Consider the following 22,153-nt stretch of genomic DNA (forward strand, 5'->3'; position numbering starts at 1 on the left):
ACAGTATTCTATTCGAAATACATAACATTCTTAGGGGGTAATATATTTGAATACTTAAGTTCCTCCTCCCCATAAGTGAGATGCCTAAAAAAAATAAATAAGAGTTGCCACAATAAAGTGAACAACTCTCTAATGAATCTTACACGAATTTCTCAAACTGAACTCGTTTGTTAATAAAATACATGACAGGTCCTCCGATTACCATTACAACAAACTCACCAATCGCACATGTTAACCATGTAAACAAAAATGGTAAATCAAATGCAAGATGAAGTTCAATCGCAATAATAAACATTGTAAATGTAAAGACCACTGTATTAAAGATCATTCGTGCCCATATCCCTTTTATAAAACGCATAGAAACGATTGTACAAAGCAAAGCGATAATAGATTGCCCCACTCCAAATACAAGATCATATGCAATCATTGGTGAGAAAAAGAGGTTTGCTAAAAATACACCTAAAACAATTCCATAAATATATTTTTTGTTGAACACAATAAGATGATTAAACATTTCTGAAATACGAAATTGAATATTTGTAAAACCAAAAGGTTGAATAAGCATAGTAACAGCAATATATAGTGCCGCTAAAATACCATTACCAACAAGTGTCTTAACTTTCATTATACAATCTCCTTAGTTTTTTTACGTGGGATGGTTACGAACCATGTGAATATTTTAATAAACAAAATTAAATTATAATTATTATTTAAATCCAAGTCAATATAGCAAAATCCTTACTTTATGAATGATGACAAAAGGACGTATAATAAAAACATGAAAGATTTAGGAGGTTTGTTCATGACAGCAATAATTCAAAACGAAAAAATGATCGTATCCATTTCTGAAAGGGGTGCAGAACTACAAAGTGTTCGCTTAAAAGAAGACCATACAGAATATATATGGCAAGGAGACGCAAAGTATTGGGGGCGACGTGCTCCTATTTTATTCCCAATCGTAGGAAGATTAGTAGACAATACCTATTATGTGGACGGTAAACCGTATTCATTAACACAACATGGCTTTGCTCGTGATTTAACATTTACGATTAAAGAACAAACTGAATCCAAAATTACATACACAATAACAAGTAATGAAGAAACTTTACAAAACTATCCGTTTGCATTTGAATTGCTTGTTTCTTATGAATTAAATGGAACATCTATATCCGTAACATACGAAGTATTCAATTCCAACTCGGAAGAAATGTATTTTTCAATTGGAGGGCATCCTGGTTTTAATTGTCCATTATTACCAAATGAATCTTTCACAGACTACTATTTATCTTTCAGTACTCCTGAGCGCTTAGAATCAAGTGTACTAGAAGGACCGTTTCTTTCTAAACATAAACTCGTAGTAGCAGAAGAAGCAACAGAGCTTCCTCTTGCGTATGATTTATTTCAAAACGATGCACTAATATTTGAAAATATGCGCAAAAATGAAATTACCATCCGTTCTCACAATCATAATAAATTTGTCAAAGTTTCATTTGAAAGATTCCCATTTGTCGGTGTATGGACACCAGAAAACAATGCACCGTTCTTATGTATTGAACCTTGGTATGGCATCGCTGATGAACTAGATCCCGCAAAAGACTTTAAAGAGAAAAAAGGAATTCAAATGTTAAAAGCGAATGAAACATTTATATGCCGCTATAGTATTACAATCGGTTAATTGGAGGGTTTCAGTTTGATTGAAGTGTACATTGATGGTGCATCAAAAGGAAATCCCGGTCCTTCCGGCGCTGGGGTTTTTATTAAAGGGGTTCAACCGCCTGTACAGCTCACTGTTCCGCTTGGAATTATGAGCAACCATGAAGCAGAGTATCATGCATTACTTACTGCATTAAAATATTGCACCGAACATAATTATAAAATTGTATCGTTTCGAACAGATTCACAACTTGTAGAACGAGCGGTTGAAAAACAATATGTAAAGAATCCATTATATGCACCACTTTTAGATGAGGCACTAAAAATGATCGAGCAATTTGATCTCTTTTTTATAAAGTGGATTCCAAGCAGTCAAAATAAAGCAGCCGATGAATTAGCACGAAAAGCCATACAAAAAAATGAACGGAGGTAATGTATTGAAAAAAGAGTGGATTGCTCCTCTCGCTTTATTGTTTGTTGCTTTCATTTGGGGAGCTACATTTGTTGTCGTTCAAAATGCCATGTCATTTGTCGGGCCATTTTCTTTTAATGGTGTACGTTTTTTATTAGCTGGAATGATTTTATCCATCATTCAGCTCATCTCTATGAAAAGAATACCTATTACACACGTAGGCTATAGTAGCGGTGCGGGTATGATAGTAGGATTCTTTTTATTTGTTGGGTATTTACTACAAACATTTGGTTTATTATATACAACCTCTTCTAAAGCCGGATTTTTAACGGGTCTTAGCATTGTTATGGTACCCATTTTATCGTTTATCTTTTTAAAGCAAAAAGCAAATCTATTTATTGTACTCGGAATTACAGCAGCTACAATTGGATTATTTCTATTAACAGCTGGAGATGCTTTTCAATTCAATATGGGAGATATCCTTATCTTAGGTTGTGCTGTAGCATTTGCTGCTCACATCCTAGTAAATGGATTCTTTTCAAAAAAGATATCTCCGTTATTATTAAGTACAACACAAATATTAGCGGTAGGACTCTTCTCTTCTATTTGTGCATTTTTGTTTGAAGATTGGGAGAAATTATTTTCGATGTCATTATGGACAAATCGCTCATTTTTATTTGCACTATTGTTAACATCACTTTTTGCAACTTCCCTTGCATTTTTTATTCAAACAACAGCGCAAAAATATACATCTCCTACCCGCGTTGCAATTATTTTTGCAATGGAACCCGTCTTTGCAGCAATAACAGGTGTTCTTGTTGCAAATGAGCAATTATCAATATCCGCTATCATTGGGTGTATTTGTATTTTCTTAGGCATGATCTTTGTAGAACTACCAAATAAACGAAAAAAAGAAGCGCAGGCTGCGTGAAGTTATGATTGTAACTTCCGCAAAAAAGCCATCGCGCTTTTTTTATCCGTAATTTTCTCTTCTTTCAACCGTTCTAGCAAAGCGATAAAATAACTACCATCAAACTGTAATTGATGCTTAATGGTCGCTTCAATTGCCGCATTCACAATTCCATCAGATGAACCTGTATAGCCTTGGCCAAACATAATAAATCCTTGGGCATCCTCTGATAATTTAAACCCTTTCGTATGTAAGAATGAAAGATAGTCTTGAACTGTTTGCATTATTTCCCCACCTAAATTAAAAAATTCCACCTTTCCTATCATACATGTTTTCTGACACAATGAGAATGAAATTTCTTTGACAACTCCTTTAGCCCTTCTTTTCCCCCAAAAAATAAAGTGAAACTGCTAAGTTTCACTTTATTTTCCAGCCGTTCTTCACTCAATTACTCGCTACTGTATATGATATATGTCTTTTTTCAATTTTTTCTTCAATTTCTCTTATGTTTTCTTTATCATTCGAATCAATTTCATAATTTTCAGCCCTGATATACCAATGGTTTTGAGCACACAAAAAAGGAGTACCTCCCCAAATTCTTGTATAATGGTAGTTACGACACAAACCAAACCAAGAAAAGAGGTTGACTCCCTATGCCTATTATACGACAAGGAAGTCTGTTTGGCATCCAAGATTTATATGATTTAGAGCCGACGAGACGATTCGAAGCGATTTTTTCTACATTGACTATCGAACCTATCTTAGCTGTTGTCTCAAAACGATCGATTTATGGTGCGCCAACAGAATTAAATTATGCAGCGATGATCTATGCCCTCGTTGCTCGTATTGTGGAACGAATTCCAACGATTAAGGATCTTGTGAAACGATTACGACATGATTTTATGTTCCATTTAGAGTGTGGCTTTTTATTTTCTGATCGTATCCCTTCCGAAGCTTCTTTTTCACGTTTCACTCAAAAATTAAGTGAGTCAAATGTACTAGAAACGGTTCAAGAAACTTTGCTTCTTCAAGCGATTCAAGAGAATTTTATTACAGATGATGTAGTCGCTATTGATGCGACACATTTTGAATCCAGGGACCAAGCGACTCCGCAAGAAAAGAAACCAAAACCAGAACCAAAGAAGCGTGGTCGTAAACCAAAAGCGGAACAAGAAGCCTTTCAAAAAGAAAAAGAAGCGCAAGAAAATCAAAAAAACACCTACGAAAAAACAATAAAAGATCAACTAGATGTTAGCTTGAAAACTCTACGGACAGAAATTCCTTTACGCCCAAATTGGGGCATAAAGAAAAATAGTGAAGGGAAAAACACGTTTTGGTTTGGATTCAAAGCCCATTTGGCAGTAGGATCCAAGAGCCAATATATTCTTCAATCCATTATGTCTTCCGCTAGTTTACATGATGGAAAAGCTGCGATTCCTCTATTAAAAAGTATACAAGAACGATTTTCTTCGTTAACCATTCGGTATGGCGTGTTAGACGCGGGGTATGATTACGAACCAATTTACACACAACTTCACCGCATGAAAGCAAAAGCAATCATTGCTTATAACAAAAAAAATGAAGGAGAACTCCTTGGTTTTGATGAACATTTCGCTCTTACTTGCGTGCGTGAACACTCTTATCGCTACGATAGTTTTGATGAGAAATATCAAACATTGAAGTACACAAGACCAAATGAGTGTAAGACTTGCCCATTAGCGATGGATTCTCTTTGCCAAAAAGTCTACAAAATCAAAATAGAGACAGATATTCGGAAATATAGTGCTCCAGGTCGTGGAACAGAAGCATGGAAAAAGCTTTACAATCAAAGAAGTGCAGTCGAACGAGTGAACGCATATCTAAAAGAATTCTTTCAGCTAAAAAATGTCCGATATCGATCTGGAAAACGAGCAAAAGTACATTTCAATCTTGTGACGCTTGTTTATAACGCTTCAAAGTTAGCTGTAGATCGAATCAATCAGAAAATGAAAGAAATGAATCAAGCCGCTTAGTATTTTCAAAACCCCCACCTCTAAAATTCTGTCCATCCAACTCAGGAAAAGAAACAATTATGAAATTGATTCAATTGACTTACAAATTCTTTTGCCTTTTCTTCACTATTATTATTTTTTTTCAAAGCGTATCCCCATGCACCTAAATAGTTCCAGCGTGCTCCTCCCGACGTTTTCGGATTTGGAGTAATAACAGAGACTCCTTTTCTCGTTAAATCATCCCAATCTTTAATCTTTTTCGGATTCCCTTTTCGCACAAGAAATACGATCGTCGATGTGTAAGGAGTCGAGTTATTAGACAAACGTTTCTGCCAATCTTCCGGTAACAGCTTCTTCTTACTAATGGCGTCAATATCATATGCTAATGCAAGCGTCACAACATCCCCTTCTAACCCATCCATAACCGAACGCGCCTGACTGCCTGATCCCCCGTGGGATTGCTTCACAGTAACCGTTTGACCGCTTTTCTCTTTCCAATATGCAGCGAAGTCCTTGTTGAAATCTTGATACAATTCCCGGGTCGGATCATACGATACATTTAAAAGTTCAATAGGCTTTCCTGATTCTGACTTACTCGTAGATGTTGCCGATGCGCACCCTGAAAACAAAAGCACCGTCGACAACAGCACCCCTGCCCTAATTGATGTTTTCCCCCACAACTTCATTTATACCCCTCCTCGTTTTATCAATAGAAAAAGGCACACAAACGTTTCACAAAGTGAATGTTGTGCGCCTTCAGTTTCTCTGATTAGCTTTTATTATTTCATTTTTCAATTATTTCTTTTCATTCTAAATACACAATTCCGATATGTCAACTATGAAATCAAACAATTTTTACACGGAAAGTAAAACTAACCAATTAGAGGAATTGAAATAGCAAAAGAACCATATAAAATTATGAAAGGAGGAGAGTCATAACATGCAGATAATGATGATTGTTCTTGGTGGAATTCCCCCAAATATTACCGACTTATTTGATTTATACTTAATAGGACTTCCAACTATTTGTTCTATCGTTTTTTTTATAAAAAGAAATACATACAAAGAAACAACAGCAGCTCCAATACAATGAGCTGCTGTTTCATTCCCCTTATACTTGCATCGCTTTCTCTTTTAACGCTCTTCTTAAAATCTTTCCTGTCGTATTTTTCGGAAGTTCTTCTAAAAACTCAATGCTGCTTGGTATTTTATATTTTGCAAGGTGAAGCGCGCAATATGCCATCAGTTCTTCTACTGTCACACTTGTCGTTTTCGGTACGACGTATGCTTTTACCGCTTCTCCTAAATTTTCATCTGGAACACCGATTACAACGACTTCTGCGATCGCTTCGTGCATATATAACACTTCTTCTACTTCGCGCGGGTAGACGTTATAACCGCCAACAAGAACGATATCTTTTTTCCGGTCTACAATATAAAAATAGCCCTCTTCATCCATTTTTGCTAAGTCGCCTGTGTAAAGCCAGCCATCTCGAAGTGTTGCCGCTGTATCTTCTGGCGCTTTGTAATAACCCTTCATGACATTCGGACCGCGAACGATTAATTCTCCAACTTCGCCAACAGGTACTTCCTCGCCCATTTCATTAACAACTTTGTTTTCCACATTCTGAACATTCGTTCCGATTGAACCTGCTTTACGCGGACGATCAATTGGATTAAAACATGTTACAGGTGATGCTTCTGATAAGCCATATCCTTCTGAGACGATAACATGGAAACGTTTTTCAAAGTTTTTAAGAAGGGCAACAGGCATAGACGCACCGCCAGAAATACAAAAACGAAGCGTATGAACATCTTCTGTACTTGCTTCTTCATATAAATATAAATAATTATACATTGTTGGTACACCAGCAAATATTGTAGCTTCGTATGTACGGCAAATGCGAAATACTTCTTTCGGGCTAAACTTCGGCAACATTAAAATCGTGGCGCCGTTTACAATTGGTGCATTGACAGCAACCGTTAAACAGAACACATGAAACATCGGCAGCGCAGCAATGACGCGGTCGTGCTCTGTATACTGTAAATACGAAGCAACATCGCTTGCATTACTATATAAATTTTTGTGCGTTAACATTGCACCCTTTGGCTTTCCTGTCGTTCCTGATGTGTATAAAATTACGGCAACGTCTTCTTCTTGTATATCTGGACCTTGGAAAGTAAGGTCTCCGCTTGCTATTATACTCGTAAACGTTTTCATTTTTTCGGTTTCTTCATGAGCTGAATCTGCTGTGGTTTCACAAATGATGATATTTTCAATAGAAGGAAGTCTAGATGTAAGAGACTGCATAACTGGTAGAAGGATGTCTAGTGTGATGATTGCTTTAACGTCTCCATTTTGTAAAATGTAATATAGTTCATCTGGCGTATAAATCGGATTAACTGGAACAACTGTCGCCCCGGCACGCATCGCTCCGTATAAACCAATCAAAAAGTGCGGCGAATTCCCAACAATTAATGCGACATTGTCCCCTTTTCCAATGCCCATTTTTGCTAGACTACTAGAAAACCTTATGACCATTTCATTAAATCGGTCATAAGATACCGACTGATCCTGAAATATATAAGCCGGTTTGTCTCCCTTCTTTTTCACCGTTTCGGCTAATCTTTGAACGAGATTCACAAAACCCCCACCTTTTATATAAAATTTAAAAAATTCTAAATACATTATATTAAAAGAAAATTATAGGCGCAAGGTACATTTTATAAAACGTATATAAAAAAACAACCACACGTAAGATATGGTTGTTTTTCATACAATTAAAAGAATAAAGATAAGAAATCTTCTTTTGTTATATTGCCAAAATAACGTGGCACTTCTACATCAGCTAACGCCGTCGCAAATGCTTCTTTATCAAACACCTTACCACTTAAGCGCTCTTCAATGTCACGTACATCGAGAGCGCCGAAAAAGTCCCCGTAAATCTTGCATTCTGAGACTACGCCTTTTTGTACTTCTAACCGGACATCTACTTGCCCAACTGGGAAACGGTGTGAATGCTGTAAGTTAAATTTTGGAGATTTCCCGTAGTTCCAATCCCAATTTCGATAACGTTCTTCTGAGATTTTATGGATTTCTTTCCAATCTTCTTCCGTTAATTCGTATGTTGGAATTTCACTTTCTCCTTCAAAAATATTTTCTAAAAGGAGCTGTTTAAATTCTTCAATTGTAATTTTCTCATTCAAAAATTCTGCAATATTTGCAACGCGGCTGCGAATCGATTTAATTCCTTTTGATTGAATTTTATCCAGTTTTACATTTAACGCCGACACAACATGGTCGATTTCGGAATCGAATAATAACGTACCGTGACTAAACATACGTCCTTTTGTCGCAAATTGAGCGTTACCGGAAATTTTTCTTCCTTCCGCTAAAATATCATTGCGGCCGCTTAATTCAGCATTAATTCCTAATTTCCCAAGTGCTACTGTCACCGGTTCTGTAAACTTCTTAAAGTTATGAAAACTATCTCCATCATCTTTTGTGATAAAGCTAAAGTTTAAATTCCCTAAATCATGATATACAGCTCCGCCGCCAGAAAGGCGTCTTACCACGTGGATTCCCTTTTCCCGTACGTAATCAGCATTGATTTCTTCCACTGTGTTTTGATTCTTCCCGATAATAATAGATGGTTCATTGATGTAAAACAGTAAATACGTTTCATTAATGTCTAAGTTTTTCACACAATATTCTTCAATTGCTAAGTTAATCGTTGGATCTGTAATTCCTTTATTATCGATAAATAACATCGTTTCACCTCAAGATTCCCAAACGTAACCGCTATGTGCAAGTACGATGCGGCCGTTAAAAATTTGTTTTGCTTCCGTTACTAAATCTGATAATTCCCCTGTATGTGGCAAATGAGTTAAAAGTAGTTCTCCTACATTAGCTTGTTTTGCAATTTCTCCTGCTTCTGTACTATTCATATGCCCAGCTTTTGAGCCATCTTGATGCGCATACATATTACACTCACAAATAAATACATCCGCATTTTGTGCAAATGAAACAAACTTTGGCATGTAACTAGAATCTGCTGTATAGACAACAGTTTTCCCACCTGCTGTAATACGCATTGCAAAACATATAGCAGGGTGCACTGTTTGTAAGAAGGAAATGGAGAATGGACCAATTTGTAATGTGTCCGCTGGGTTGTAAGGAACTCCTTTTGTATACGGTATATGTGTTAACGATGCAAAACCTTTTGCGTCGAAGGTATGTCCGTAAATCGGTAGTTCTGGTAACGCGCCTCCCGTCATGCTTGTAATTAAACGTGCATACTGAAGCACCCCAATATCAGCAACATGATCGTGATGATAATGAGACAATAGAACAGCATCTATGTCAGAAGGCGTTATGTATGTTTGAAGCTGTGCTAGTACACCGCTGCCACAGTCGACTAGTAAACGAAAGCCGTCATGCTCAAATAAATATCCAGACGTTGCTTCTCCCGCCTCTGGAAAACCGCCCCAAAAGCCGACAACCGTCATTTTCATATGCATTCATCCTTTCTGTTTCACTTTCTACTCTACAGTCTTAACTATAAATGATTTTCTACACATTTTCATTATTTTGAAATTTGTTATAAAACAGTTGTTGACTTTAATCATTTGTACTAATACAATGTTAGTAAGAAATGGAAATGGAGGGATTTACATGATAGATCAACCAATGGAGTTTTTTAGAAATTTACCGGCAAAAACTTGTTCCAATTGTGGAAGAGAGATTGATGAGCAGCACGAAGCGTACCACAATAAATGCGAGGATTGTACGCACGAAGAATAATAGATTGTAAACATAAAAAAACCTAGCAGATATCATCTACTAGGCTAGCATCATTGTACTTTTCACCGTTGAACCTTTCACCAAGAGCTCCAGTTCAAACTCGTACACTTCTTTATTTCGATAATTTTTCGTATGAATTTTATCCATCATCAGTTCTACAACTTTATGTGCCATATCATCAATTGGCTGATCAATCGTTGTAATACCTGAGTCTATAATTTGTGATAGAAACTGATTATTAAAACCAACTACAGCTAAATCATCAGGAATGCTCCAGCCCTGTTTACTCGCTTCTGCGATAATTCCTGCTGCGACTTCATCTCCCCCTGCCAAAATAGCGGTAGGATTTTTTTTGTCTTGTAAAAACTCATAAAATATATTTTTACCATCCTCAATAGAGTAAGCGCTTTCAACGAAGTCAATTGACTCCACTTGTTTGCTTGCTTCTGTTACAGCGCGTAAAAAGCCCATCTTTCTCTGTTGGTTAATTACCTTTGACTCTCTGCCGCGGCAGAATACAAGATGACGATATCCTTGATCTAATACATGTTTCGCTGCTATGTATGCTCCTTGTGCATGATCAAAGTTTACAGTTGGGATGTTTGCTTCTTCAATATATTCATTGCATAAAACAATCGGTCCATGCTGTAAATAAGGCTCAACATCCTCCCAAGCATTTTCAAGTGAACATAAAATAATCCCATCTACTTGTTTCGTAGACAACAATTGTAAATACTCCATCTCTTTCTCTGGTAAATATCTTGTTTGACAAATAATCAGTTTATATTTATGATCTGAAGCTACAATTTCAATCGCCTCAATAAATTTACTGAAAAAAGGATTTGTCACACGCGGAACCAACACTGCAATTGTTTCCGTCTTTTGCTTACGTAGTCTTCTCGCCGCAGAATTCGGAACAAATCCAAGATGTTTCATTGCTAATTGTACTCTCTTTTTCTTTTCGTCCGATACATACGGATGGTTATTAATCACCCGAGAAACCGTTGTTCTTGATAACCCCGCTAATTTCGCTACGTCCTCGATAGTCGACACGAAATTCTCCCCCTTTGAATGAAAACGTTTTCTTAATTAGAATTATATAGTATATAATTGGAAACCGCAACACACCTTGCGAAGAAAATACTATATTGATATTGTAAAAGTTAAAAACTAAGAAAAGAATACTTGTAAACAGTAGAAAAATATTGTTATAGAGGGGCGTCAAGTTAATATTTCAATAGACATAAAATGGATCATCTTCCCATGTAATATCCATAGAAAGATGATCCATATATATTAATTTTTCGACACATAAATTGCTGCTATGCAGAATACAATATGACCGCTACTTGCTTTCTTCTTTTGTTTCAAACCTTGCATGTAGTAGGAAAAGTCCCTGACCGTTTCTATGCACGCCAGACAATCTCATCCACCTAAAAAGAAAGGCATTTGTATGCCGCTTTTAAATTTATATTTATATAAAATAATAAATAGATTTATTAGTTGATTTTCATACCATATTCTTCACTAATATACTGTTCTATATAAATCAATTTTAATTTTTCGACATATAAGTTGCTGTTATGTAGACTGCAACACCACCTGTACTCGCTTTTTCCCTTTGTTTTAAAATATCGCATGTGGCAAGAAAAATCCCTGATCGCTTCTATGCACGGCCAGATGCTCTCGTCCTCCCCTAAAAAGAAAGAGGTTTTTATGTCGGTTTTTTAATTTGGATATATATAAATTACAATAAATTACTATCACACTACGTATCGCTATAAAAATGAAGACTCTTATCCTTATTTTTCTGATACTTAAATTGATAATTAAAATGCTATTTTTCTACAAATCAATATTAATTTCTCCATCAAATACGCTTATCGTGCCAGAAATTAACTGGGAAATGATTTTCTTCATGATATGCTTCAAATTCATACCCTTTTTCTTTTAATCCTTTTATAATAGCCGGTACAGCAGCAAGAGATTGTGGGTGAATATCATGCATTAAAATAACTTCTTGTGGCTTCGTTGCACTCTTAAGTACATTTTCAACAATTTTTGTTACGGCTGCATCAACTGGTATTTTGCTATATTTCCAGTCTAAAGAGTCGATTGTCCAATCCCATACTTTAAAACCACCTTCAACCACTTTATTTCGAAGTGCTTCATTTAATCCTGGCATTGATCCATATGGTGGACGTGTTAACTTTGGAGATTGTCCAATAATATTTGCAATTAGCCCTTGATCTTGGTTCATTTCATTTACATACCCACCACTTGTGTATAGTTTTTTGAAATCATGTGTCATACTATGCATGCCCACATAATGCCCTTCTGCATTTTCACGCTTTACTAACTCAGGAAACTGTTTTACATTTTTACCAATTAAAAAAAACGTCGCTTTCACATTATTTTGTTTCAACATTTTTAAGAGCTCAGCCGTATATTTTCCTGGTCCATCATCAAAAGTAAGATACGCGACTTTTCTCTCCTTACCATTAAATCGACTTGGAGCGACTTTCTTCATTTCAACTTTTGGTTGGTCACTTACTAGCTGTACTGTATTTTCTTGCTTCGCTACAGCCCTTGCTGGTGACGTAATAGATTGAAACATAAAATAACTGGCTGTAATTGCTACAATTAGAATTACTATACGTTTTACCCTATAAACACGTTTCATTCTTTTTGATCTCTCCCTACTAATCTTATATAAATTCCAAATACTGTTCCTCATTCTCTATGTGCATTTTTTACTACTGGCTAATGTAAATTTAATCTTATTAAGTTTATATTATTTTAAATATCTTTCATACCTCTTTCATAAATGTTACAAAGGCCTTTCAGTGGCTTTAATAAGGACTACATGCTGTAAAAACATTAATGTTATAGGATTTAAATATGCACCGAAAAAATGGGAGTTTCAGGATTACTCATCGCTGTACACATTGTGAAAAAGAACAATCTATATAAATACAAATTGAAAAAGACATATAAAAACCGCTTTCCTGTACTCCTTATTGTAAAAATAGTGAGTCCAATGCCTTTTGGCATCGGACTCACTTTCCTAAACTTATTTAAATTCTGTAAGGTTTTATAAATAAAAAAATAAAAGAAACATCAATAAGAGACGGTTTTAACTTAACCATCTCTTATTTTTTATTATGTTTATAAATAAATGTTATCCTTAAATTTTAAATTGTGAAATTACCCCTTCTAATTCTTCGATTTTTTTCCTTATTTGCATAGATTGATTTGTTATTTCTTTAATTGATGATGCTTGTGTTTGAATTGCTTGTACAGTTTGTTTCGTATCCTTTGCTACTCCTGTAGAAGTCTCGGATACTACTGATAATGAAGCGTTAATTTCTTCCGTCCCAGCAGACATTTCTTCAGTTGTAGCTGATACTTCTTGGATTTGACTTGTTATCTTATGAATATCTGTCATAATTGTTGAAAATGCTCGGTCTGCTTCATTAGCGGTATTTTTTCCTTGCGTTGCTTCTTCTTGTCCTTTTTTCATAATTCGAACGGTATCTTTTGTATCTTGTTGGATAGATTTAATTAAGTCATTAATTTCATTTGCAGATTGCTTTGATTGTTCGGCTAAGTCTCGCACCTCAGCCGCAACAACTGCAAACCCTTTTCCATTGTCCCCTGCACGTGCGGCTTCAATTGCAGCATTTAAAGCAAGAAGGTTTGTTTGTTCCGCAATATTCGTAATGGCATTTAATGCTTTATCTATGTCTTGCGTGCGCGTAACAAGACGCTCTATCACTGCAGATGTTTCTTCAACAACTTTGTGGACGTTATTCATTTGTGTAATAGATTGCTGGATTACTTTACTTCCATTATTTATACGATCTGTTGTAACAACAGATATTTCCGCAACAGTAGAAGCCGATTCAGCTACAGTTTGAACTCCACTGGCTACGTCATTCATTGCTATTGAACTTTCTTGCATACTCGTAACTTGCCCTTCTATTTGTTTGTTTACTTCATGAATCGTTTGAACCGCTTCGTTAGAGATTTGAGATGCCTGTTTTGTATTTTGCAGCATACGATCAGTAGAGGAAGTAACTTCTTGTGTTGTTACCTTTATTTTCTCAATTAATTGTTGTAGATTGTCTAACATATGATTAAAAGAAGTAACAATTTTTCCTAATTCATCATTCGCTTGATAAGAAGTACGTACTACTAAATTCCCGTCTGCTACTTCTTTCATATCACGTTGTAATAAAGTAATTGGACGTTGAATAGCTATTTTAATGATATATCCAATGAATATAATAACCGCAACCGCTATAAGCGAAATAATAATAAACATCAGCATTGTAGTTTGTGCACTGCTGGCATTACTTTTCTGTAATTGTTCCGCATTTTCACCATTATATTTAATGAGTTCTTTAATGCCTTTAATTGAGTTTTGCATAATAGGCTCAACTTCTTTTAAATAATAAGCATAAGCCTCTTCGTTTTTATTTTCCATTGCTAAATTTTGACCTTCACGGAATCGTTTCTTTAACTCTTGATAATCTTTTTGAAAATTCTCATATAATTGTTTTTCTTCTTTGGCGCTAATTTTAGACTCGAATTTTTTAAATAATTCATCATTTTGTTTACGTACTTGATCTATATGATCTGCTAATTCTTTATCTTTTTTTTCATCAGTTGTGTTCATCAGTTCCATAAAATTGTAATTCATATAGTAAAAGTTAGATTCTACAGATTCTATCCAGTAAATCGGAAGTAACCTTTCGTCATACATACTTGTAGAAGCCTCACCTGTCTTTTTTAATCCGACAACTCCTATAATTGATAAGAGAATGCATGCAATACTAGCTGTAATCATTAATACATTTAATTTTGTGCTAATCTTACCATTTTTCACAAATAACATTTACATCCCAACCTTCCTTTTATCCTAATATTTAATTATACAGTTATATTTTAAAAACAAAAAAGAGAAAAATTATAATTTTTCACTTTTTTGCAATAAAATCCCATCATAATTACTACGTATGGAATGGATTCCTCTTTTTATTATAACAATGTAACATCTTGGGAGTTTATGAAATATTGCATATAAAAATATGTTGTAAAATTTACTATTTTATATTAAAATAGTATTATAAACAGATAATTAAATATTCAGAAAACAAGGAGGGTTATATATGGAAATCGCAATGGCAGTTTTAAAATTTCTAGGTGCAATAATTCCATTAGTAGAAGATCTTTTAAAAGCAGTAATGTAAGTAATATTTGTTGCCATTATATTTTATAATTACTATACAAATGACCTGTGTATTGAACACAGGTCATTTGTATGTATTCCTCTTTCTTTTGCTTGTTTTTCCTAAATAGAAGCGCTAACTGTTGAAGTTAAACAGGAAACACATTTGAAAGTTAATAGTTCTGAAATTATAGTAGGAAAAATATGTACCATTTTTATAAGTTTGGTACTTATCCTTGTAAGTGCATACGTCGTCTTAAGAAGAATAAAGATAGTGGAGAAGAAAATCCCCACTAATGAATTTAGCTCACCCTTGAAGCAGCTTATAAATATCTTCTTTTACGGGAATAGAAGATATTGCTCCTTTTCCTGTTGTAGTAAGAGCCCCGCTTGCATTTGCAAATGTTAATATCTCCTGCCAATGCATATGAAGCACCTCTCCTATATTTTGTTTCCTTACGTTTTTCTCTAACAATTTATATAAGAAACCGCCAATAAATGCATCTCCTGCGCCCGTTGTATCCTGTACTACAACAAGATATCCGTTTGATTGATACTGTTTATCCTTCATATATAATTCTGCACCTTGCGCTCCCTTTGTATAGATAACAGCTTTTACATCTCCGATAAACAAGGACCCAATCGCCTCTTTTTCATCAGAAATGCCAGTAATAAACTCTAACTCTTCATCTGAAATTTTAACAATATGTGCAAGCGGAATAAATTCCAATATCGTCCTTCTACACTCTTCCGCATGTTTCCAGAGCGGGAGACGTACGTTAGGATCGAAGCTGATAATCCCTCCATTTTCTTTCGCAGAGCGAATCGCCTTTACATGCGCATATTTCATCGGACTTTCCACTAAATCGACAGAACAAAAATGAAGAATATCTCCTGTTTCAAACCAACTTTCATCTATCTCATTTTCATGAAACAACAAATCTGCAGAAGGGTTGCGATAAAAGGAAAAATCACGTTCCCCATCTTCACGTAACGAGACGAAAGCAAGTCCTGTATTTGCTTCGTTCGTTCTCATAATTTTGTCTGTATTTACCCCGACTTCCTGTAATTTCTCTAAAAGAAAATCACCAAATGCATCGATACCTAACTTTGTAAGCATAGATGACTTCCCCCCATATTTTGCAACTGCAGCTGCCACATTCGCAGGTGCTCCTCCAGGAACTCGTTGAAATTCAACTACATCTTTTAGCGCTTTTCCTTTTTGAATAGGAATGAAGTCAATTAAAACTTCCCCGATTGCATATAAGTTCTTCATACATTCCACCTCTTCTTATTCATAATCCCATTTGGTTGCTTGTAAGAGTGCACTTCCTTCTTTCGCAAAAAAATAAATTTCTTTGCTGTCAGTTCTCGGAAATATACGACTTGTAAATACCTGTTCTCCATCGTTTATAAAAACCTCAACAGAGGATGTATCCACAAATAAATGGAACTTAATCGTTTGTGCATCTACTGAACATTTTCTCTTTGTTCCATAAGATTCTCCGACAGCTTCTCCTGAATGTGTACGATCTAGTATTACTTTTCTCTCTAGAGCATTATACTTAACTACTGTTCTCTCATTTTCACTCACTCGAAATGCAATTCCATAATCAGTCGCACTCTCATTTTTAAACTCACAAATCATTTCATATGCTGTTCCTGTAAATCCCTCATACATTTTCTGTTCATTGTAGATCGTATCTTTTATTTTATATTGCTGTTTACGAAGTGCTTGAAGCTCTTTTATTGGGCGTTGAATAAGCTTGTCTCCTCGAACGACCAATTCTCTTGGTAATGTCAAACAATGCGCCCAACCGTTTTTATCAGTTGGATAATCGATTTCTGGCAAGCCCATCCATCCAACTAAAATACGCCGTCCATCTGAATTTATCATTGTTTGGGGTGCATAAAAATCAAACCCTTTGTCGAGCTCCTGGAAGGAACCATGTGACATGGATAATTGTTTCACATCTAGCTTGTCTCCAAGAATATAGCCAGATTGATAAATATTTTGATAATGATCTCCTTTAGGTTTTAAACCTTGCGGAGAAAAAAGGAGAACTCCTCTGTCTTGTAACTCGAAATAATCTGGGCATTCCCACATATATCCGAAATGATTCAAATTTGTTTGTAATTCTCCGCCATAATTCCACTGCAGTAAATCAGGTGATCGATATAATACTACACATCCTGTTTCATCTTCTCGCTGCGCTCCAATGACTGCATAAAACATTTCACCTTTTTTCCAGACCTTCGGATCGCGAAAATGGTCTGTATACCCATTTGGGACTTCATGAATGACCGGCTGTTCTAACTTTTTAATGTTTCCTGTTTCATCCATGATCGCAATACATTGATAAGGTTTTCTCACCCATTTTTCATCACGAGTATTGCCGGTATAAAATAAGTACAATTTCCCTTCATGCTCAATTGCACTTCCGGAATAAGCGCCATGGCTGTCATAATCATTTGTCGGTTCAATCCCTATACCAACATTTTCCCAATGAACAAAATCTTTTGATTTCGTATGATACCAATACTTTAAACCATGCACAGGGCCAAGCGGAAACCATTGATAAAACAAATGATATTCACCATTATAATAAGAAAATCCATTCGGATCATTTAGCAAACCCGTTTCTGGCTGTATATGAAACATTTGTCGCCAAGAACAATTATTTACTCTTGCTTGTAATTTCTGAATTTCTTCTAAGCTTACCTCCTCAATCCGGCGATAGCGCTGTTTCCTTGTCCATACCATTTCTATCAAACTCCCTTAATAAATAGAGGAGAATGAAATCATTCTCCTCTTACCAAAAATTAAGCTGCTTCTTTTTGAGAAGAATTACTTCCCTTCTTTTCTGTTCTTTTTGCTAAAATAATCGTTACTGCAAAAGCAATGATAAAGGAAATCACCATTCCGATCACATAAGGAATAATGCAGTCTGGTCTAATCGAAATAATACCAGGTAAACCAGCGGCTCCTAGTGAAATTGCTTTTACCTTATAAAAGGTTATAAAAGCAGATGCAACTCCTGAACCTATAATAGCTCCTATAAACGGATATCTTAGTTTTAAATTAACACCAAACATCGCTGGCTCTGTAATACCTAAAAGTGCTGAAATTCCAGCTGCTGACGCAACGCCTTTCACTTTCTTATCTCTTGTAATAAGAAAAACCGCAAGAGTTGCTGCACCTTGTGCAACGTTAGACATTGTTGCAATTGCGAATATGAATGAACCGCCTGTTTTTGCAACGTCAGCTAGTAGTTGCGTTTCGACTGCAATAAAACTATGATGCATGCCAGTAATCACTATTGGTGCATAAAGGAATCCGAAAATCCCACCGCCAATGAATCCAGTTGTATCGTATAACCAAACAATTCCATCTGTTAACAGATTTCCCGCATAACGTGTAATTGGCCCTACTGCTGTAAATGTTAATAAACCTGTAATAAAAATCGTTAATAAAGGTGTAAAAAGATTATCAAGTGCTGTCGGAATTACTCTTCGTAAATATGTTTCTAATTTTGCTAGAATAAATGATGACACAAGAACTGGTAATACTGTACCTTGATATCCTACTTTTTCAATAGTTATACCAAATATATGCCAAGCAGGTACTTTATCAGCCACCAAAGCTGCCCCATACCCATATCCATTCAATAAATCAGGATGGACCATTAACATACCAAGAGCTGCCCCAAGATAAGGATTTCCTCCAAATCGTTGTGTTGCTGAAAACCCAATTAAAATTGGTAAGAATACGAATGCTGCATTTGCAAATGTATTAATAAGTGCTGCTAAATCTGTTATTTGAGGATTCGCTTCTACTAATGACTTCCCTGCAATAAATAAATCTTTTGCTGTTAATAGATTATTAATCCCCATTAATAATCCGCCAGCTACAATAGCGGGAATAATAGGAACGAAAATATCTGAAAGCATTTTTACAAATTGTTGTAGCGGATTTAATTTCTTTGTTCCAGCGGCTTTCACATCTTTTGTAGACATCTCAGAAAGCTCTGTTAATTTCGCCAATTCTTTATACACTTCGTTTACAGTTCCTGAACCAATAATAACTTGAAACTGTCCACCCGTAGAAAAAGTTCCCTTCACCGTATCCATACTATCAAGTTTCTTTTGATCAACTTTTCCTTCATCATGTAACACTAAACGTAAGCGGGTTGAACAGTGTGCTGCTGCTGATACATTCTCTTTACCGCCAATTGCTTCCAAAATTTCTTTTGCGATTTGATTGTAGTTCATAATGCTCCCCCTTTATTATAGTATTTTTTGGAACCGGTTCCAAATGTAAGTTAATAAAAAACCAGCCCTTTGGAACCGGTTTCAATTAGATTATATGACTGCTTTTATATATTGTCAACGCTTTCTCTTTCAATTATTTCATATTTTGATATTGAAATTTTCTCTATCTCTTCTTCATTTATGAGCTTTACAATATTTCTAGCTGCCCTTTGTCCAACTTCCTTGTAATAAAATTTCACAGTCGTTACTGCGGGATGAATCACTCCTGTTACTTGATATCCACCAAATCCAGTAATAGATACATCTTCGGGTACTCGTAAACCTTTCATATATGCCGCTTTTAATGCACCGAGGGCAATGTTATCTGTTGCACACACTAAAATAGAAGGATGAAATTCTTCGATAATCTCCGATGCTGTTTGAATCGCGTCTTCAATATTAAAACTTGTTTCATAATATTTCACTTCACAATCCGCTTTTGTACCTATCGCCTTTTTGAATCCCTGCTTTCGGTTTACACCAACTGCAATGTCATGTTCTGTTACACCTAAATAACCGATTCTTCTATGCCCTTTTTCAAGGATATATTGTCCGATTTGATAAGCCGCTCCGTAATCATCATGAATGAAACTGTACACTTCATTATGCTGTTGTCCAACAAGTAATACTGGTATATCAATTTTGCGAAAAGCTTCTATATGCTGATCAGTAATTTGAGTAGCCAATAAAATAATCCCTGCAACTTTTTGATTTGCCAATGTATAAATGCTTTCAATTTCCCGTTCTAAATCTTGATTGGAATTGGATATTAACATTTGATAGTTTAGTTCTTTCAACTGCTCATCTATGCCGATTAATGTTAACGATGAAGCATAGGAATCCAAACGTGGTACGATTGTACCAATAATATTTGTTTTCTTTGCCTTTAAACTTTGAGCAAACGTATTAGGAACATATCCCGTTTCTTGAATCGCACGCTTAATTTTCTCCTTTGTCACATCACTAACAGAACCGCCATTCAAATAACGAGAAACTGTACTCTTTGCAACCCCCGCTATTTGAGCGATATCAGAAATTGTTTTTTTCATTCTTTCATCTCCATCTTCATATACGATTGTTAATCATATCATCTGTTTTTATTCTAGTCTCCTATGTTGAAAAATAAAAGTTATATATACCTTTCTATATAAATCCAAATTAAAAAACCAACATAAAACCATTCTTTTTCATTGGGCGAGAGCATCTGGCCATACATAGAAGCGGTCAGTACCCTTTCCTGCCACATGCAAAGTAAAACAAAGAGAGAAAGCACGTGCGGTTCCTTTTCTTCTGCATAGCCGCAATCTAGATGTCGAAAAATGAAAATGGATTCATATACTGACAAAGCTCCTATACATTTAGATATAATTAGTATATATAAATGTAATTCAAAAAATAGACGAGGGTGTCTTAACGCTCATCAAGGTTTAAAACAAAATGAGAAAACAAGTACAAAACACATCCGCATTCCCACACTCCGAAAACCCAACCTTACAATTTTGTAAGATTAATGTAACAATTAGGAATTGTTCCTAATTTATGTTTTTCTGTAAAATAATAGATATAAAGCATTCACATTATTATTCAGGGGGAACAATCGTGAAAAAGGGCATCATCGTACTAGCAATCTTATACATATTCTTAACTGTACAAACAATCTCTTCACTTTTTGGAAAGGAACATTATAACGACGCTGTAAACAAGCTAAAAGAAACAAAAGCAGTGTCTTCTTTTCAAACAGCGAAAGATGGTGTGATTTTATTAAAAGGAAACATAACAACTGAACAACCAGTTACAGATGAAACAAAAATAAATAAAGAGTTTGCTTTACTCGAAAAAAAATCATATAGAAGAAAAAAAGCAAGTTGGAAAACTACAGATACAGAAAAACACATTCCTGCGCATCTTTCTGTAAATGGTGAATCACTACCTACTCTAAACGAAAAAGAAGTTCGATTGGCACTCGAGCCAATTCTACTTTCTTCAAAAGACATTACTACGACTGAAGAGTATACGTTAAAAAAAGACGATACACAATTAACAATACATAGTAAAGGGTATCGCTATCACGGGATTGAAAATAACACGGAAGCTCTCATTTTTGGAGTTAAAAAAGGAAACACACTTGAAGGATATAATGGTTCTGAAATTATAGTAGGAAAAACGAAAGAAGAAATCACAAAAAATATGAAAATGAAAACACTCGCCGAAAAATATGCACCATTTGCTTGGCTCATTTTCACACTTATCCTTGTTGGTTACGGTGTACAGCGGTTTCGGAAAAAGAAATAAATTTTTACAAATATGACAGTTCCAAACGCTATTGATACCAACAAATTATTTACCAATAATTAGGAGGATTAATTTTATGATTGATGGAACTGATGTAGAAGCTATGCCTGTATTTTTTGGGAGAATATATTATAGTGTTTTATTTATCTTTTTAATCATTGGTATTTTAAATTGTTATCAATTTAAAAAAGATAAATTCAAAACGAAATTGAATATCTTAAATTTAATCTTTATTGTTTCAATTCCAGTTGTTTCTTTACTTAATTCAATTAGTCGAGAGGGTAACGAATATGATCATTTTATGTATTCTTTAAAACAGTTTGATATATGGGCTATATATGCAATGATAGGCTATTTGTATATAATTATTCATTTCTTTTACAGTCTTTACGAGCTTGGATTTTCAAAAGAATCTTTATACCAAAAAAAGCCTAAAGGTTAAACCTTTAGGCTCAGGCTGTGGAGAAAGCCTTCTCCACAGCCTGTTTTTGTGTCTGAACATCTTTTTATCTGTCAACACTGATAAAAAAGATGCAAAGGAGCGATG

At 35.2% G+C, this 22,153-nt stretch carries 21 protein-coding genes, 1 pseudogene and 1 riboswitch; of the genes and pseudogenes, 8 read left to right on the forward strand and 14 right to left on the reverse strand.

The window, feature by feature from the left end:
• Positions 1–139: 139 nt before the first annotated feature.
• A complete protein-coding gene (locus tag Q9306_RS20310) occupies positions 140–625 on the reverse strand; it encodes a QueT transporter family protein (RefSeq protein WP_020059533.1) in 486 nt (161 codons plus the stop codon).
• Between the two features lie 6 nt (positions 626–631).
• A riboswitch (PreQ1 riboswitch) is annotated at positions 632–676 on the reverse strand.
• Positions 677–802: 126 nt separating this feature from the next.
• On the opposite strand from Q9306_RS20310, the gene Q9306_RS20315 reads away from it, so the two are divergent.
• Genes Q9306_RS20315 through Q9306_RS20325 form a run of 3 tightly spaced genes read left to right on the forward strand, consistent with a single transcriptional unit; the run spans position 803 to position 2,996 of the window.
• Complete coding sequence (locus Q9306_RS20315; protein ID WP_306201779.1) at positions 803–1,675, forward strand: aldose 1-epimerase family protein; 873 nt, start codon at positions 803–805, stop codon at positions 1,673–1,675.
• Positions 1,676–1,690: 15 nt separating this feature from the next.
• Positions 1,691–2,086: a reverse transcriptase-like protein gene (locus Q9306_RS20320; RefSeq protein ID WP_306201781.1), complete on the forward strand. Its 396-nt coding sequence runs from the start codon at positions 1,691–1,693 to the stop codon at positions 2,084–2,086.
• Between the two features lie 4 nt (positions 2,087–2,090).
• Positions 2,091–2,996: a DMT family transporter gene (locus tag Q9306_RS20325; RefSeq protein WP_306201783.1), complete on the forward strand. Its 906-nt coding sequence runs from the start codon at positions 2,091–2,093 to the stop codon at positions 2,994–2,996.
• A 2-nt stretch (positions 2,997–2,998) separates the two neighbouring features.
• On the opposite strand, the gene Q9306_RS20330 is transcribed toward Q9306_RS20325, so the two are convergent.
• The gene (locus Q9306_RS20330; protein ID WP_306201785.1) at positions 2,999–3,259 is read right to left on the reverse strand and encodes a DUF6123 family protein; all 261 of its coding nucleotides are present in this window, start codon (positions 3,257–3,259) and stop codon (positions 2,999–3,001) included.
• 160 nt (positions 3,260–3,419) lie between these two features.
• Positions 3,420–3,527, reverse strand: a complete 108-nt coding sequence (locus tag Q9306_RS20335; RefSeq protein ID WP_306201816.1) for an FbpB family small basic protein — start codon at positions 3,525–3,527, stop codon at positions 3,420–3,422.
• 101 nt (positions 3,528–3,628) lie between these two features.
• On the opposite strand from Q9306_RS20335, the gene Q9306_RS20340 reads away from it, so the two are divergent.
• Complete coding sequence (locus tag Q9306_RS20340; RefSeq protein ID WP_306201787.1) at positions 3,629–4,987, forward strand: transposase; 1,359 nt, start codon at positions 3,629–3,631, stop codon at positions 4,985–4,987.
• Positions 4,988–5,058: 71 nt separating this feature from the next.
• Here Q9306_RS20340 and Q9306_RS20345 read toward each other — a convergent pair.
• A pseudogene (locus tag Q9306_RS20345) lies at positions 5,059–5,652 on the reverse strand (sulfate ABC transporter substrate-binding protein); the annotation flags it as partial.
• Between the two features lie 254 nt (positions 5,653–5,906).
• Between Q9306_RS20345 and Q9306_RS20350 the strand changes: the two are divergent.
• Entirely contained in the window at positions 5,907–6,059 is a 153-nt protein-coding gene (locus Q9306_RS20350; RefSeq protein ID WP_306201789.1) for a hypothetical protein, read from the forward strand.
• 18 nt (positions 6,060–6,077) lie between these two features.
• Here Q9306_RS20350 and Q9306_RS20355 read toward each other — a convergent pair whose 3' ends face one another.
• The 3 genes from Q9306_RS20355 to Q9306_RS20365 all read right to left on the reverse strand — a co-directional run bounded on the left by Q9306_RS20355 (position 6,078) and on the right by Q9306_RS20365 (position 9,481).
• Positions 6,078–7,610 (reverse strand): fatty acid--CoA ligase family protein, encoded by a 1,533-nt coding sequence (locus tag Q9306_RS20355; protein ID WP_306201791.1) that lies wholly within the window; start codon positions 7,608–7,610, stop codon positions 6,078–6,080.
• 137 nt (positions 7,611–7,747) lie between these two features.
• Entirely contained in the window at positions 7,748–8,737 is a 990-nt protein-coding gene (gene lplA / locus Q9306_RS20360) for a lipoate--protein ligase (RefSeq protein ID WP_306201793.1), read from the reverse strand.
• Between the two features lie 9 nt (positions 8,738–8,746).
• The gene (locus Q9306_RS20365) at positions 8,747–9,481 is read right to left on the reverse strand and encodes an MBL fold metallo-hydrolase (protein ID WP_306201795.1); all 735 of its coding nucleotides are present in this window, start codon (positions 9,479–9,481) and stop codon (positions 8,747–8,749) included.
• A gap of 160 nt (positions 9,482–9,641) precedes the next feature.
• On the opposite strand from Q9306_RS20365, the gene yhfH reads away from it, so the two are divergent.
• A complete protein-coding gene (gene yhfH, locus Q9306_RS20370) occupies positions 9,642–9,770 on the forward strand; it encodes a protein YhfH (protein ID WP_020059885.1) in 129 nt (42 codons plus the stop codon).
• A gap of 39 nt (positions 9,771–9,809) precedes the next feature.
• Here the strand turns inward: yhfH and Q9306_RS20375 are convergent, their stop codons facing one another.
• From Q9306_RS20375 to Q9306_RS20405, 7 genes are all read right to left on the reverse strand, one after another.
• Positions 9,810–10,823 (reverse strand): LacI family DNA-binding transcriptional regulator, encoded by a 1,014-nt coding sequence (locus Q9306_RS20375; protein WP_306201798.1) that lies wholly within the window; start codon positions 10,821–10,823, stop codon positions 9,810–9,812.
• An 817-nt stretch (positions 10,824–11,640) separates the two neighbouring features.
• Positions 11,641–12,453 (reverse strand): peptidoglycan-N-acetylglucosamine deacetylase, encoded by an 813-nt coding sequence (locus Q9306_RS20380; protein ID WP_306201801.1) that lies wholly within the window; start codon positions 12,451–12,453, stop codon positions 11,641–11,643.
• A 504-nt stretch (positions 12,454–12,957) separates the two neighbouring features.
• A complete protein-coding gene (locus Q9306_RS20385; protein WP_306201803.1) occupies positions 12,958–14,670 on the reverse strand; it encodes a methyl-accepting chemotaxis protein in 1,713 nt (570 codons plus the stop codon).
• A gap of 640 nt (positions 14,671–15,310) precedes the next feature.
• Positions 15,311–16,279, reverse strand: a complete 969-nt coding sequence (locus Q9306_RS20390) for a carbohydrate kinase family protein (RefSeq protein ID WP_306201805.1) — start codon at positions 16,277–16,279, stop codon at positions 15,311–15,313.
• Positions 16,280–16,294: 15 nt separating this feature from the next.
• Entirely contained in the window at positions 16,295–17,767 is a 1,473-nt protein-coding gene (locus Q9306_RS20395; protein WP_306201806.1) for a glycoside hydrolase family 32 protein, read from the reverse strand.
• Between the two features lie 59 nt (positions 17,768–17,826).
• On the reverse strand, positions 17,827–19,275 hold the full coding sequence (locus tag Q9306_RS20400; protein ID WP_306201808.1) for a sucrose-specific PTS transporter subunit IIBC: 1,449 nt from the start codon (positions 19,273–19,275) through the stop codon (positions 17,827–17,829).
• A 104-nt stretch (positions 19,276–19,379) separates the two neighbouring features.
• Positions 19,380–20,363 (reverse strand): LacI family DNA-binding transcriptional regulator, encoded by a 984-nt coding sequence (locus tag Q9306_RS20405; protein WP_306201810.1) that lies wholly within the window; start codon positions 20,361–20,363, stop codon positions 19,380–19,382.
• Between the two features lie 550 nt (positions 20,364–20,913).
• On the opposite strand from Q9306_RS20405, the gene Q9306_RS20410 reads away from it, so the two are divergent.
• Positions 20,914–21,606 carry a hypothetical protein gene (locus Q9306_RS20410; protein ID WP_306201812.1) on the forward strand — a complete coding sequence of 231 codons (693 nt, stop codon included), beginning with the start codon at positions 20,914–20,916 and terminating at the stop codon, positions 21,604–21,606.
• Between the two features lie 76 nt (positions 21,607–21,682).
• The gene (locus Q9306_RS20415) at positions 21,683–22,048 is read left to right on the forward strand and encodes a hypothetical protein (RefSeq protein ID WP_306201814.1); all 366 of its coding nucleotides are present in this window, start codon (positions 21,683–21,685) and stop codon (positions 22,046–22,048) included.
• The last annotated feature ends 105 nt before the right edge of the window (positions 22,049–22,153 follow it).

Source organism: Bacillus multifaciens (genome assembly GCF_030756675.1).
Taxonomy (GTDB): Bacteria; Bacillota; Bacilli; order Bacillales; family Bacillaceae_G; genus Bacillus_A; species Bacillus_A multifaciens.

Bases quoted from the DNA above. Each gene is read 5' to 3' on its own strand.
- Q9306_RS20310 (WP_020059533.1), bottom strand. From the start codon at position 625: ATGAAAGTTAAGACACTTGTTGGTAATGGTATTTTAGCGGCACTATAT.
- Q9306_RS20315 (WP_306201779.1), top strand. From the start codon at position 803: ATGACAGCAATAATTCAAAACGAAAAAATGATCGTATCCATTTCTGAA.
- Q9306_RS20330 (WP_306201785.1), bottom strand. From the start codon at position 3,259: ATGCAAACAGTTCAAGACTATCTTTCATTCTTACATACGAAAGGGTTT.
- Q9306_RS20340 (WP_306201787.1), top strand. From the start codon at position 3,629: ATGCCTATTATACGACAAGGAAGTCTGTTTGGCATCCAAGATTTATAT.
- Q9306_RS20350 (WP_306201789.1), top strand. From the start codon at position 5,907: ATGCAGATAATGATGATTGTTCTTGGTGGAATTCCCCCAAATATTACC.
- lplA (WP_306201793.1), bottom strand. From the start codon at position 8,737: ATGTTATTTATCGATAATAAAGGAATTACAGATCCAACGATTAACTTA.
- Q9306_RS20365 (WP_306201795.1), bottom strand. From the start codon at position 9,481: ATGAAAATGACGGTTGTCGGCTTTTGGGGCGGTTTTCCAGAGGCGGGA.
- yhfH (WP_020059885.1), top strand. From the start codon at position 9,642: ATGATAGATCAACCAATGGAGTTTTTTAGAAATTTACCGGCAAAAACT.
- Q9306_RS20380 (WP_306201801.1), bottom strand. From the start codon at position 12,453: ATGAAACGTGTTTATAGGGTAAAACGTATAGTAATTCTAATTGTAGCA.
- Q9306_RS20385 (WP_306201803.1), bottom strand. From the start codon at position 14,670: ATGTTATTTGTGAAAAATGGTAAGATTAGCACAAAATTAAATGTATTA.
- Q9306_RS20390 (WP_306201805.1), bottom strand. From the start codon at position 16,279: ATGAAGAACTTATATGCAATCGGGGAAGTTTTAATTGACTTCATTCCT.
- Q9306_RS20395 (WP_306201806.1), bottom strand. From the start codon at position 17,767: ATGGTATGGACAAGGAAACAGCGCTATCGCCGGATTGAGGAGGTAAGC.
- Q9306_RS20400 (WP_306201808.1), bottom strand. From the start codon at position 19,275: ATGAACTACAATCAAATCGCAAAAGAAATTTTGGAAGCAATTGGCGGT.
- Q9306_RS20405 (WP_306201810.1), bottom strand. From the start codon at position 20,363: ATGAAAAAAACAATTTCTGATATCGCTCAAATAGCGGGGGTTGCAAAG.
- Q9306_RS20415 (WP_306201814.1), top strand. From the start codon at position 21,683: ATGATTGATGGAACTGATGTAGAAGCTATGCCTGTATTTTTTGGGAGA.